Source organism: Paenibacillus endoradicis (assembly GCF_024721975.1).
The window spans coordinates 20,141-32,968 of sequence record NZ_JANQBB010000010.1; the positions used below are offsets into that span (position 1 = coordinate 20,141).

The 12,828-nt window shown below is 40.7% G+C and carries 13 protein-coding genes and 1 riboswitch; all 13 genes read left to right on the plus strand.

Annotation, left to right across the window (positions count from 1 at the left end; all coding sequences use genetic code 11):
• The first annotated feature begins 12 nt into the window (after positions 1 to 12).
• Positions 13 to 1,074, plus strand: a complete 1,062-nt coding sequence (gene hisC, locus NV377_RS24170) for a histidinol-phosphate transaminase (RefSeq protein ID WP_258203393.1) — start codon at positions 13 to 15, stop codon at positions 1,072 to 1,074.
• A gap of 224 nt (positions 1,075 to 1,298) precedes the next feature.
• Positions 1,299 to 1,715: an RrF2 family transcriptional regulator gene (locus NV377_RS24175; RefSeq protein WP_258203394.1), complete on the plus strand. Its 417-nt coding sequence runs from the start codon at positions 1,299 to 1,301 to the stop codon at positions 1,713 to 1,715.
• 66 nt (positions 1,716 to 1,781) lie between these two features.
• Positions 1,782 to 2,090, plus strand: a complete 309-nt coding sequence (trxA, locus tag NV377_RS24180; RefSeq protein ID WP_258203395.1) for a thioredoxin — start codon at positions 1,782 to 1,784, stop codon at positions 2,088 to 2,090.
• A gap of 581 nt (positions 2,091 to 2,671) precedes the next feature.
• Positions 2,672 to 3,772: a redox-regulated ATPase YchF gene (ychF, locus tag NV377_RS24185; protein ID WP_258203396.1), complete on the plus strand. Its 1,101-nt coding sequence runs from the start codon at positions 2,672 to 2,674 to the stop codon at positions 3,770 to 3,772.
• A 556-nt stretch (positions 3,773 to 4,328) separates the two neighbouring features.
• Positions 4,329 to 5,405 carry a peptide chain release factor 1 gene (gene prfA, locus NV377_RS24190; RefSeq protein ID WP_258203397.1) on the plus strand — a complete coding sequence of 359 codons (1,077 nt, stop codon included), beginning with the start codon at positions 4,329 to 4,331 and terminating at the stop codon, positions 5,403 to 5,405.
• Between the two features lie 117 nt (positions 5,406 to 5,522).
• Positions 5,523 to 6,458, plus strand: a complete 936-nt coding sequence (prmC, locus tag NV377_RS24195; RefSeq protein ID WP_258203398.1) for a peptide chain release factor N(5)-glutamine methyltransferase — start codon at positions 5,523 to 5,525, stop codon at positions 6,456 to 6,458.
• A gap of 103 nt (positions 6,459 to 6,561) precedes the next feature.
• Positions 6,562 to 7,248 (plus strand): stage II sporulation protein R, encoded by a 687-nt coding sequence (gene spoIIR, locus NV377_RS24200; RefSeq protein ID WP_258203399.1) that lies wholly within the window; start codon positions 6,562 to 6,564, stop codon positions 7,246 to 7,248.
• Positions 7,249 to 7,374: 126 nt separating this feature from the next.
• A complete protein-coding gene (locus NV377_RS24205; RefSeq protein ID WP_258203400.1) occupies positions 7,375 to 8,436 on the plus strand; it encodes an L-threonylcarbamoyladenylate synthase in 1,062 nt (353 codons plus the stop codon).
• Between the two features lie 214 nt (positions 8,437 to 8,650).
• Positions 8,651 to 9,211, plus strand: coding sequence for a manganese efflux pump MntP (locus NV377_RS24210; protein ID WP_258203401.1), 561 nt, complete (start codon positions 8,651 to 8,653; stop codon positions 9,209 to 9,211).
• Positions 9,212 to 9,235: 24 nt separating this feature from the next.
• Positions 9,236 to 9,832 carry a low molecular weight protein arginine phosphatase gene (locus NV377_RS24215; RefSeq protein ID WP_258203402.1) on the plus strand — a complete coding sequence of 199 codons (597 nt, stop codon included), beginning with the start codon at positions 9,236 to 9,238 and terminating at the stop codon, positions 9,830 to 9,832.
• Positions 9,833 to 9,900: 68 nt separating this feature from the next.
• Positions 9,901 to 9,981: riboswitch (ZMP/ZTP riboswitch) on the plus strand.
• A 131-nt stretch (positions 9,982 to 10,112) separates the two neighbouring features.
• The gene (gene rpiB / locus NV377_RS24220; RefSeq protein WP_258203403.1) at positions 10,113 to 10,571 is read left to right on the plus strand and encodes a ribose 5-phosphate isomerase B; all 459 of its coding nucleotides are present in this window, start codon (positions 10,113 to 10,115) and stop codon (positions 10,569 to 10,571) included.
• Between the two features lie 6 nt (positions 10,572 to 10,577).
• Complete coding sequence (locus tag NV377_RS24225; protein ID WP_258203404.1) at positions 10,578 to 11,132, plus strand: TIGR01440 family protein; 555 nt, start codon at positions 10,578 to 10,580, stop codon at positions 11,130 to 11,132.
• A 322-nt stretch (positions 11,133 to 11,454) separates the two neighbouring features.
• Positions 11,455 to 12,702: a serine hydroxymethyltransferase gene (glyA, locus tag NV377_RS24230; protein WP_258203405.1), complete on the plus strand. Its 1,248-nt coding sequence runs from the start codon at positions 11,455 to 11,457 to the stop codon at positions 12,700 to 12,702.
• Positions 12,703 to 12,828: the final 126 nt, after the last annotated feature.

Sequence of the window (12,828 nt, forward strand, 5' to 3'; positions counted from 1 at the left end):
GAGACGTCAACTGTGAGTAAATTTTGGAGTCCGCTAACCGCTTCCTTGGAACCATACGTACCAGGTGAGCAACCGAAGGATAAGAAATATATTAAGTTGAATACGAATGAAAATCCTTATCCACCTTCACCCAAAGCAATTGTAGCGATGGCGGATGCGATTAATGAGGATTTACGATTGTACCCTGATCCGAACTGCGAATCGTTAGTTACAACGTTAGCAAATCGTCATGGATTACAGCCTAAGCAAATATTTGTAGGCAATGGTTCTGACGAAATATTAGCATTTGCATTCGCATCGTTTTTCGATCCGAGTAAGCCTGTCCTTTTCCCTGATATTTCGTATAGCTTCTATAAGGTATATGCGAAGTTCTATGGCATAACACCGAAGCTTATTCCACTAGATGAGCAATTCAACATCCATGTAGAAGAATATGTAGGGGAACATGGCGGAATTATAATTCCCAATCCAAATGCTCCGACTGCAATGTTAATGCCACTGGATCATATTAAGCTATTACTTGAACAAAACCCAGAGCAAGTAGTCATCATTGATGAAGCTTATATCGATTTCGGTGGTCAATCTGCAGTAACATTGGTAGATAGCTATCCTAATTTGTTAGTTATTCAAACATTGTCTAAGTCGAGATCATTGGCTGGATTACGTGTTGGTTTTGCATTTGGTTCTGCTGAACTTATTGAAGGTTTAAATCGTACCAAGAACTCATTCAATTCTTACACATTGGATCGAATTGCACTTGCAGGAGCTGTAGCTTCCATTGAAGACGAGACCTATTTCGTTGAAACGAGTGCAAAGGTTATTGCTACACGTGAGCGTGTTGTGCAGCAGCTAGAGGAATTACATTTCGTAGTAACTCCGTCTGCAGCTAATTTTGTATTTATTTCTCACCGCAGTATACCTGCGAAGCAAATCTTCGAACAATTAAGAGTAGAAGGTGTGCTTGTCCGTTACTTTGCTTCACCACGTATTGATAATTACTTGCGTGTAAGTATTGGAACGGATGAAGAAATGGATGCACTTATTAAAGCGTTACACATATTAACGGTTCAATAAATATAGATACACAAAAAGAAGCAATTTCAAACACTTGCATGTGTTTGGAATTGCTTTTTTTTGTGTATATCCTCTACATAGTGGTAGTGAAATAATGACAGCTTGATTACCAGTGAATAAAGGATGGCTAAACGTTGAACACTATATATTGTGGATTCACTGTTATTGACTTTTGTAACTGTAACGTTTATTATTACAGTATAACGCAGGGAGGCCCACTTAAAGTGAATAGTGAATTTACAATTGCAGTGCATAGTTTAGTCTATTTAGCTAATTTGCCAGATAATATGGCTAGTAGCGAAATGATTGCTGATAATGTAGGTACTCATTCTGCGCGTATCCGTAAAGTAATGAGTGGTATGCGTCGTAGTGGCTTCGTTAATACAAGAGAAGGTTCTGGTGGTGGGTATCGATTAACTATTGATCCTAACATTGTGACGCTAGCGGACATTTATCGCGTTATGGCCCAAGGGTCTCTCATTCCAAGCTGGTGTTCAGGCAATCCGGATGGCGACTGTATGGTTGGCTCAAACATGAATTCCGTCATGTATGGCATCTTTTGTACTGCAGAGAAGAAGTTAGAAGAACATTTTAGTGATATAACAATTAGTGACGTGCTTAAGCAAATTCACAGTTGTTAAGTGGCACCTTTTGGTGTGAAGGGTTATTCCCATAATCATATATATTAGTCAGAGAGGATGATTGTAATGGCAGTTTCATTAACTAAAGATAACTTTAATCAATCCATCGAAAGCGGAGTAGCACTAGTAGATTTCTGGGCTCCATGGTGTGGACCTTGTAAAATGCAACTTCCAATCGTTGAAGAATTAGCTACTGAGCTTGAAGGTCAAGCAGTAATCGGTAAAATCAACGTTGACGACCAACCTGAGCTTGCTGCTCAATTCGGCGTTATGAGTATTCCAACACTAATTCTTTTCAAAGATGGTCAACCAGTTGATAAAATGGTAGGTCTTCAAAGTAAAGATGCACTTAAAGCAAAAATTACTAATGCGTAAGTAATTACTGCATAGTTGTAAGGGGAGCTGTTTCTGTAGTGGACTTCACTACGGAGACAGCTTTCTTTGTGAAGATAGGAAAAAGGGCGATGTGTGCCTACAGGTACACAAGCATTAGATGCTTCGTTAGGAAGGAATATTCAAAGTCGAGAAATCGACCGAGAATATGAACAAGTTGCCCTACTTCGGTAGGATTAGTTCGCTTGTCAGTACCAAGAAGATGGCATGAAGTTAGAGAAGCGAAGCGCGGAATGTACGTTATTGGTACATGAGCACTTAAAGCTTCCGAAGGAATCATATGCGAGGTTAAGAATAACCGAGAATATGATCTCGATGCTTTACTACATCAGCGAAAGTTCGCTTGTTAGTACCGAGAAGATGGCATGAAGCTAGAGAAACGAAGCGCGGAGCGTACGTATTATGTACGTGAGCACTGGAGTGAGCGATGAATGACATATTCGAAGTCGAATAAACTGCGATGCTATCTCATCGTAATCACAAGCGAACGGGGTCTTTCTTTGTTAGACTTGCTAGGGTATAATAACGAAAGCTGTTTACAAACGGAAATAGGAGTTGAAATTATGGGTCTTTCATGTGGTGTTGTAGGTTTGCCGAACGTAGGTAAGTCCACACTTTTTAACGCAATTACGCAAGCTGGTGCTGAATCAGCTAACTATCCATTCTGTACAATTGATCCTAACGTTGGCGTTGTTGAAGTGCCAGATGAGCGTTTAGATAGACTAGTACAATTAGTAAAACCAAACAGTATCGTACCAACTGCATTTGAGTTTGTAGATATTGCAGGTCTTGTTGCTGGAGCGAGTAAAGGTGAAGGTCTTGGTAACAAGTTCCTAGCTCATATTCGTGAAGTAGATGCAATTGTACACGTTGTACGTTGTTTCCAAGATGAGAATATTACACATGTATCTGGTAAAGTAGATCCACTTAGTGATATTCAAACGATTAATTTAGAACTAATTCTTGCAGATATCGACTCTGTTGATCGTCGTATCGATCGTTCACGCAAAAACTTAAAGAATGGCGATAAAAAGATTGCACAGGAAGTTGAAATTCTTGAGCGCGTGAAAGAAGCATTATATAATGACCAACCCGCGCGTAGTATAGAATTAACTCCGGATGAGTTGACTCTAATTAAAGATCTTCATTTGCTAACATTGAAGCCAGTATTATATGCTGCAAACGTAAGTGAAGCAGAAGTTGCCAATGCTGATGACAATGAATATGTGCAAATTGTTCGTGACTTTGCTGCCAAAGAAGGCGCTGAAGTTGTGGCAATTAGTGCAAAAGTAGAATCAGAGATCGCAGAACTAGACGGCGAAGACAAGGAAATGTTCCTTGAAGAGTTAGGTCTTTCTGAATCTGGACTTAACCGTCTAATTCGTGCTGCTTACAAATTATTAGGCCTATACACGTACTTCACTGCTGGTGTTCAAGAGGTTCGCGCCTGGACGATTCGTAAAGGTATGAAAGCACCGCAAGCAGCGGGAGTTATTCATACTGATTTTGAGCGTGGTTTCATCCGTGCAGAGGTTGTATCTTACGACGATCTTTCTGCAGCAGGATCTATGGCTGTAGCACGTGAGCGTGGTCAATTACGTCTTGAAGGTAAAGAGTATCTAGTGAAAGATGGAGATGTTATGCATTTCCGTTTCAACGTATAATATAAATCAATGCATAAGTAATGAATGAAAAATAAGTGCTTGGTGTATCCTTGAAAGAGGAGCCAAGCACTTTTTTTATTCACATGTGTATAATAATGTGTATTCGACTGTGATCACGAAGTGATGCGCTGTGGATTACTCGGCATCGAAGATGACATTCATCGCTTGCGCAAGTAGCCATGTACCAATAACGTACATTCCGCGCTTCGCTTCACTAGCTTCATGTCATCTTCATGGTGCTGACAGCCGAATTATCAATGAAGCAATACAATTGTGGTAGATGAATCGGCATTGAATATGCCTGTCATCTGTATAGGGAATAATTGGTGTATAATCTTCTGTCTAGCGGAAGGGAATTCTTGATAAGTTGTGGATAATACGTTTCCATTTTGTGTATATCCCCTTATTTTTTGTGGATAACCATGTGGATAACTGGTGTTAACTGTTGATAACTTGACTTTTGGGTATTCGATATAAAGCTATTATCGATTGAAACCTGTTGATGTGATATAATAATAATTATCTTATTTTGAGGAAATGACAGAGGTGAGTGACTGTGTTAGATCGTTTACAAGCACTAGCTGATCGGTACGACAAACTAAGCGAGTTGCTATGTGATCCAGACGTATCGAGTGATCCCAAAAGATTAAGAGAGCTTTCTAAAGAGCAATCTGATCTTCAAGGAGCATATGATGCTTATACAGAGTATAAACAAGTTAGCGAGCAATTCGACGGAGCTAAAGAAATGCTAGGCGAAAAACTTGATGATGAAATGCGTGAAATGGTGAAAATGGAACTTGATGAACTAGGTGCGCGCAAAACCGATCTTGAGGAGAAGGTACGTATATTGCTTCTACCGAAAGACCCTAATGATGATAAGAATGTCATCGTCGAAATTCGTGGTGCAGCAGGTGGAGATGAGGCAGCATTATTCGCATACGAACTATATCGTATGTACAATAGATATGCTGATACACAAGGCTGGAGAACGGAATTGATGGAGTTTACAGAGAATGACGTTGGCGGCTTCAAAGAGGTTATTTTCATGATTAGTGGAAAAGGTGCTTATAGCAAATTGAAGTATGAAAGTGGAGCACACCGAGTACAACGTATTCCAGTAACGGAATCTGGTGGTCGTATTCATACGTCTACATCTACGGTAGCAGTAATGCCGGAAGTTGAAGAGGTTGATGTGGAGATCTTTGATAAAGATATCCGTGTTGATACGTTCTGTTCTAGTGGTGCTGGTGGTCAGTCCGTTAATACAACGAAATCCGCTGTGCGTGTCTTTCACGTACCAACGGGTATTATGGCAACTTGTCAAGATGGTAAATCTCAACATGAGAATAAAGCCAAAGCACTTCAAGTTCTTCGTGCACGTATCTCCGATATTCAACGTCAAGCAGAAGAAGCGAAATATGCTGGAGAGCGTAAGAGTAAAGTGGGTACTGGAGATCGTTCAGAACGTATTCGTACTTACAACTTCCCGCAAAGCCGTGTAACAGATCATCGTATCGGCTTAACGATGCATAAGCTAGATGCTGTAATGAATGGTGATATCGAAGAGATCGTTAATCATCTAACTTTGGCTGATCAAGCAGATCATCTTGAAAGTGAAACAATGGGTGCGTAATCGTCACCTATAGTGAATGTATAGAGCGCTAGTTACGAGCAACATCTTACACAAAAGTAAGGGTTTGCTGTTAACTGGCGCTTTCTTTCGATTAGTACAAGAAAGTGGTGAACTCTATTGTCAGAAACAATCATTACATTGGAACAATGTCTAGCGGTAAATGAGAATATTAGAACGAAATTACAGCAAGCAACTTCCTATCTATCGCAATGTGGTGTTGAAGAAGCAAAAGAAAATGCGCAATTAATTTTGCTTCATGTTCTGAATGTGGAGCGGGTGCGCTTATTACTTATGTGGCAAGATATATTTCCTGCAGAGAAGCTTGCCCAGTGGGGAGAGTTATTGTCTCGCAAAGGTAAAGGCGAACCAATTCAATATATGATTGGCGAAGCATGGTTCTATGGCAGAAAGTTTAGCGTGTCGCCAGTTGTACTTATTCCGCGTCCAGAGACAGAATTACTTGTTGAAGCGGTTATTAAAGAGGGTACGAAGTTATGGCAGGATAAAGCGAAGCAACCTGTTGTCTTAGATATAGGTACTGGAAGTGGTGCAATCTCGCTAACGTTGCAGCTGGAACAACCAAATTGGCGAGTGATCGCATCAGATATTTCTGCAGACGCATTAACCGTAGCGAAGCATAATGCAACAAGTTTTGGGATCGTTGATAAAATGGGATGGCAACAAGGCGATTTGCTACAACCATTTGTTATAGAGGGTCAAGCGCTGCAATATGAAGGTGAACGTATTGATATATTAGTATCTAATCCTCCCTATATTCCAGAGAGCGATATGGCACAATTACAAAGAGAAGTTCGCGATTATGAACCGCATCTTGCATTGGTTGGTGGTGAGGACGGACTTGATCCTTATCGAATTATGATCCTTAAGTTAGCACAGCTAGAAGTTAAGCCTACTATTGTTGCTTTCGAACTAGGTATTCATCAACCAGCCATTGTTGTAGAGATGATGAAAGAAATTGGCGCTTGGAACGATATCTCGATCATCACAGATTATAATGGGATCGACAGACATGTGATAGCAACAAAAAAATAGATTGATAGGTTTATAGATTAGATGAGCTGGACATAATAGGGTTAGAGACGTTCCGGGACGCAAGCAGGTACATTTTAGCGGATGTACGAGAGGAGCTTGTGTAATGTTATCTAATTCATCCAATTCATCTAATCTATTTTCTTTTTCTTATCGTAAAGTATATGGGTATGTCGCTATTATTTTAATTGTTCTACTTATGAGCTGGGAGTATCAAAAAGTTGATGCAGCACTACATATGGAATCTATTCCTGAAGAATCTATTCGTCTACGTATTCTCGCTAATTCTGACTCTCCTAATGATCAAGTGATTAAGGCAGTCGTTCGTGATGAAGTAGTAGCTGCGATGAATAGTTGGATAAATGAACCACTAACGATCGAGGAAGCTAGAGAAGTGCTTAATGCACATGAATCGGAATTACAGGACGTTATTGCAACAACTCTTACAAATAACGGTTATCAATATGGATTCACAACGGAAATCGGTCAAGTAGAGTTCCCCACGAAAATGTATGGACAGCTTGTCTACCCTGCAGGAATGTATGAAGCATTGCTCATCACACTAGGGGAAGGTGCGGGACGTAACTGGTGGTGTGTACTATTTCCTCCATTATGTTTTGCTGATACTGTTTCAGGAGAAGCTACAGCTGCTCCCTCTGTAGAAGCGAAAGTAGCTACAACAACACCGGAAGTAGAAACAGCTTCAGTATCAACTACAGATGTGGAAGTGGATTTCTTCATTGTTGAGTTATTTGAAGATTTAGGAGCATGGATTTCCTCATTATTTGCGTAATCATTGGCGAATTCAAATAGAGAAGCGATAAACGGTTTAGCCGCGTATCGCTTTTTATTATGATCAATTGAAGATATACTATATTAATGAAGCAGTATAAGTTGATGAAACGAAGGATTGATACCCGTGAATAACACTACTCATATATGGAAAATTAATATACAGCAATCCGGCTGGCAACAACAGCTAGAAGCAGCGGCACTTGCTCTGCAACAAGGAGAGCAAGTAGCTTTTCCTACAGAAACCGTCTACGGATTAGGAGCAGATGCTACTTCTAGTAGTGCGGTACAAGGTATTTTTACTGCAAAAGGTAGACCGTCTGATAACCCACTAATCGTTCATATTAGCAATAAGCAACAATTAGATGGATTAGTTGAACGTTATGATGGACTTGCAGAGCAATTAATGGAGCGGTTCTGGCCAGGTCCTCTAACCATCGTACTACCTGTGAAAGAAGGAGTGCTATCTCCTTATGTAACGGCTGGACTTGCGACAGTAGGGATTCGCATGCCTAATCATCCATTAGCACTTGAGCTGATTAACCAGGCTAATTGTCCGATTGCCGCGCCAAGCGCCAATCGTTCTGGTCGACCAAGTCCTACACTTGCCGAGCATGTATATGAAGATTTGGCTGATCAAATAGCTGGTATTGTTGATGGCGGTGCAACCGGAGTTGGATTAGAATCTACTGTGGTTGAGATCGCTTCGCAATCTACTATTCGTGTTTTACGTCCAGGAGGAGTAACCGAGGACGACCTGAGACAGTGTTGCCCACAAGCAACCATACTCACAGAAACAGAACTTCAAAGTAAGGAAGCTCCTCGCTCTCCAGGAATGAAGTATACACACTATGCCCCCAAAGGACAGCTTGTCGTCGTGAAAGGTGAAGACGCTAACGTTACTGCATACATTGTAGAGCAATTGGAGCAGTATCAAGCATCAGAGCGATGTGCTGTGTTAGCATTTGCTGAACATATTGATGACTATCATTATGCAGAGCATGTCATTAGTATGGGGAGTATGCATAACCTTGAAGAAGCTGCTGCTTCACTCTATGCTGCATTAAGAAATTTTGATGAGCGGGGGATTACCCGAATATGGTCGGAGGCAAGTGGCTATGATGGCATCGGAGCTGCATTGATGAACCGATTGCATAAGGCTGCAGGTCACGATATTGTGCACGTTTAAGAGGATGTTCAAAAAGTGGACTTTGATAACGATGAGTATGCTTCGTAGTTTATTCGACATCGAATATGAAGCGCTCCATCTTCTCGATTTTGAAATCCCACGGTTTGAACGTTTATAAAAAAAGAATTTATTATGTGAATTATTAAATTAGTAGTCAACTTTATCTCCTTGTCCGCATATGTTTGTACAAGTATAGCGGACAAGGAGATAATTTATGTTAGATACCAACGAATGGATAGGACAACTTATGACGATTGTAATGATTGCAGTCGCGCTAGGATTTGATGCATTTTCACTAGGGATAGGTATTGGTCTGAAAGGAATTCGTTATCGACATATATTGAAGCTAGGAATTGTTATTGGATTATTTCATATTGTTATGCCAATTGGTGGCATGCTGATGGGGAATTTTATGAGTTCGGTGCTTGGCAATTGGGCTACAGTTGTAGCGGGCATACTGCTAATCATATTGGGTGCACATATGATCATAAATTCCTTCAAGGAAGAAGAAATGCAAATATTAGATCATCGCACGTTTTGGGGGCTAATGCTACTATCCTTTAGTGTGAGTGTAGACTCTTTTTCGGTTGGTATTACGCTCGGCATGTTCCAAGTACAATTCTGGTTAACGGTATGTTTATTCGGAATATTGGGAGCAGTAATGGCTATGCTAGGGTTAAGTCTTGGCAGACGAGTTAGTCAGTCACTAGGAGTATATGGTGAGACGTTTGGCGGTATTATTCTTGTCGTTTTCGGAGTTTATTTTATAGTATAATAGGTGTTGAAAGGAGTTGGCACTATGAAAAGAATATTATTCATATGCACAGGTAATACTTGTCGATCTCCTATGGCAGAAGCATTTCTTAAAGGTCTTGCTCATGAAAAAGGTCTAATCGTTGCAGTTCGCTCAGCGGGAACATCTACCGTCAATGGTATGCCAGTATCCGCAAATTCTTTATATGCCTTAAACCGTCGAGGTATTCAACATAAAGGTAGTTCATCTGTACTGCAAGAAGAAGCGTTAGAATGGGCCGATCTCGTACTTACGATGACTTCTGCACATAAGCGGGATGTGTTGCAAAAATATCCTAATATGATGGATAAAACCTATACGGTGAAAGAATTCGCATATATGGATGAAGAGCTACAGCAGAAAATTACCGAACTAGAAAGTTTGTATACCGATTTGCAGATGAAGCAAATCTTAGGTCAACCTATTGAGGAGAAAGAACGCCAACGTCTGATAGCTTTAGATCAATCTATTCCTAATTTTGATGTTGCTGATCCTTTTGGCGGTTCACAGTCACACTATGATCATTGTGCTGACGAGTTAGAAGAAGTTATCTTTAAGTTAGTCGACAAGTTACTACTATTGCGTAGTCAACAACAAAAATAGATGGTAAATTCTCATAATTAGATGATTGATATTTATTATAAAATCCGCTATTATAAAGCTATATAAGCGGTCTTCGATGTAACTGGCGACGGAAGTGGGCAACCACGATGGAGCATCGGAGTATACGGCCGGTCGCCTGGGCAAAGAGCAACGTGCTATTCATAGCATGTTTTGCTCTTTTTTTCATTTTTTAAGAAAAAGCGTTATACTACGAGTATACGTTATGTTCGAAAAAACATCTTGTATCCAATCATATTATTGAACCGAGAGGGTGTTTAGCTTGAAAATTGCAATTGGTGCTGACCACGGTGGATACCGTCTAAAAGATGAAATTGTACCGTTTTTGAAATCTTTAGGTCATGAAGTAGAAGATTTTGGTTGTGATTGTAATGGATCAGTAGATTATCCTGATTATGCATTGCCAGTATGTGACCAAGTTGCAGAAGGTAAAGCGGATCGTGGTATTTTAATTTGTGGAACAGGTATTGGTATGTCTATCGCCGCCAATAAACATGCAGGTATTCGATGTGCGTTGGTTGGAGATACATTCTCTGCACATGCGACTCGTGATCATAATGATACGAATGTACTTGCACTTGGTGAGCGTGTGACTGGTCCTGGGTTAGCATTAGATATCGTTAAAATATGGATTGAAACACCATTCTCTAACGGCGAGCGTCATGTTGGCCGTCTGAAAAAAGTAGCAGATATCGAAAAACGATTCATTACTGGGGAGTAGTGTAGTATGACACATTCACATGATGATATTGCAACACAAGTTGAAACGGCAATCCGTGAACTGATGGAAGTATGCCAATGGACGAAACCTAAGTTGTTAGTATTCGGGACGAGTACTAGTGAAGTTATGGGTGAACACATTGGCCGCGCAGGCGCAGTAGATATCGCAAGTGCGATTTATCGCGGAATTGAAACTGCACGTCAGCAATATTCCTTTATCCCGGTATTTCAATGTTGCGAACATCTCAACCGTGCGATTGTCATTGAACAAGATGTTGCAGAGATGCTTCATAAAGACATTGTTCATGCTGTTCCAGTGCCGCATGCTGGAGGCTCCATGGCTGCGTACGCTTTTACAAAGATGAAGCAACCATGCCTAGTTGAAAGTATTGCAGCAGACGCAGGAATTGATATAGGTGATACGTTTATCGGTATGCACTTGAAACAAGTTGCCGTTCCGTTACGTGGCTCATTGCGATCGATCGGCTCGGCTCATCTAACGATGGCGTATAGTCGTCCCAAGTTGATCGGCGGACCTCGTACCACCTATGTTCGCTTGTGATTACGAGGTAACGCGCTGTAGCGTATTCGACTTCGAATATGCCATTCATCGGAAGTCTGTGATACTCACGTACCAATAACGTACGTTCCGTTTCTCGACAATCCTAGCTTCATTTCATCTTCTTAGTACTGACAAGCGAACGATCCAATGAAGCAGGGCGTCTACACCTTTCGTGGGTGACTTCATTGCTTCCAAGCGTCCGCTTCACTTTGTGAATCTGGCTTTCCATTGGGGGCATGATGCCCCTGCTCAGAAGCGCTAACTCATATTTTTTACACTTTCATTGAAAGTATATATAAATCAAATCTTAGGAGGAATAATAATGGAACATTTACGTAAGCAAGATCCACAAGTATTGGAAGCTCTTGGTCTTGAGCTACAGCGTCAACGTGATAACATTGAACTAATTGCATCTGAAAATATCGTTAGCCCTGCGGTACTTGAAGCTATGGGTTCTGTACTAACGAACAAATACGCTGAAGGTTATCCTAGTAAACGTTACTATGGTGGTTGTGAGCATGTTGATATCGTTGAAGATATTGCTCGTGATCGTGCGAAAGAACTATTTGGTGCTGAGCATGCTAACGTGCAACCTCACTCAGGCGCACAAGCTAACATGGCAGTATATCTTGCAGCATTGAAACCTGGTGATACTGTACTTGGTATGAATCTTGCTCATGGCGGTCACTTAACTCACGGTAGCCCAGTAAATGCTTCCGGTCTTCTATATAATTTCGTTGCTTATGGCGTACAAGAAGATTCTTTCACAATTGATTATGAAGAAGTTCGTAAACTTGCTTTCAAACACCGTCCGCGTCTTATCGTAGCGGGTGCAAGTGCGTACCCTCGTATCATTGATTTTGAAACACTTGGTCAAATTGCTAATGAAGTAGGCGCATTGTTCATGGTTGATATGGCACATATCGCTGGTCTTGTAGCCGCTGGTTTGCATCCAAACCCAGTACCACATGCACACTTTGTTACGACAACAACTCATAAAACACTTCGTGGACCTCGTGGTGGTATGATTCTTTGCCGCAAACCTTGGGCAGCTGCTATCGACAAAGCTGTTTTCCCTGGTTCTCAAGGTGGTCCTTTGATGCATATCATTGCTGCTAAAGCTGTGGCTTTTGGTGAAGCATTGCAAGATGAATTCAAACAATATGGAAACAATGTTGTTAACAATGCAAAAGTTCTAGCAGAAAGACTTACTGCTAACGGTATTAATCTAGTTTCTGGCGGTACAGATAATCACCTTATGTTGATTGATACTCGTAATCTTAATATTACTGGTAAAGTGGCAGAACATATTCTTGATGAAGTTGGCATTACAGTAAACAAAAATGCGATTCCATTTGACCCAACTAGCCCGTTTGTAACAAGTGGTATTCGTCTAGGAACACCAGCTGTAACTGCACGTGGTATGGATGCTGAAGCAATGAAAGTTATTGCTGATGTGGTTACAATGGTATTGAAAAATCCTGAAGATGAGGCTGTTAGAGAAGATGCTCGTGCACAAGTTCGTAATCTTACAGCTAAGTTCCCTATCTATCCAGGTCTAACTTACTAATAGAATAATATACTGAACTGTCCAATCGGAAGATCACTTCTGGTTGGACAGTTTTTTTGTATTTTAAAGCAAAATAATATGTTTCAAATTTAACGAATAGGAGGGATTAATTATGCAAATAGTAAG

What these genes read in the sequence shown, in the direction of transcription:
- trxA (WP_258203395.1), top strand. Translation starts at nt 1,782, where the DNA reads ATGGCAGTTTCATTAACTAAAGATAACTTTAATCAATCCATCGAAAGC.
- spoIIR (WP_258203399.1), top strand. Translation starts at nt 6,562, where the DNA reads ATGTTATCTAATTCATCCAATTCATCTAATCTATTTTCTTTTTCTTAT.
- NV377_RS24210 (WP_258203401.1), top strand. Translation starts at nt 8,651, where the DNA reads ATGTTAGATACCAACGAATGGATAGGACAACTTATGACGATTGTAATG.
- NV377_RS24215 (WP_258203402.1), top strand. Translation starts at nt 9,236, where the DNA reads ATGAAAAGAATATTATTCATATGCACAGGTAATACTTGTCGATCTCCT.
- NV377_RS24225 (WP_258203404.1), top strand. Translation starts at nt 10,578, where the DNA reads ATGACACATTCACATGATGATATTGCAACACAAGTTGAAACGGCAATC.
- glyA (WP_258203405.1), top strand. Translation starts at nt 11,455, where the DNA reads ATGGAACATTTACGTAAGCAAGATCCACAAGTATTGGAAGCTCTTGGT.
- ychF (WP_258203396.1), top strand. Translation starts at nt 2,672, where the DNA reads ATGGGTCTTTCATGTGGTGTTGTAGGTTTGCCGAACGTAGGTAAGTCC.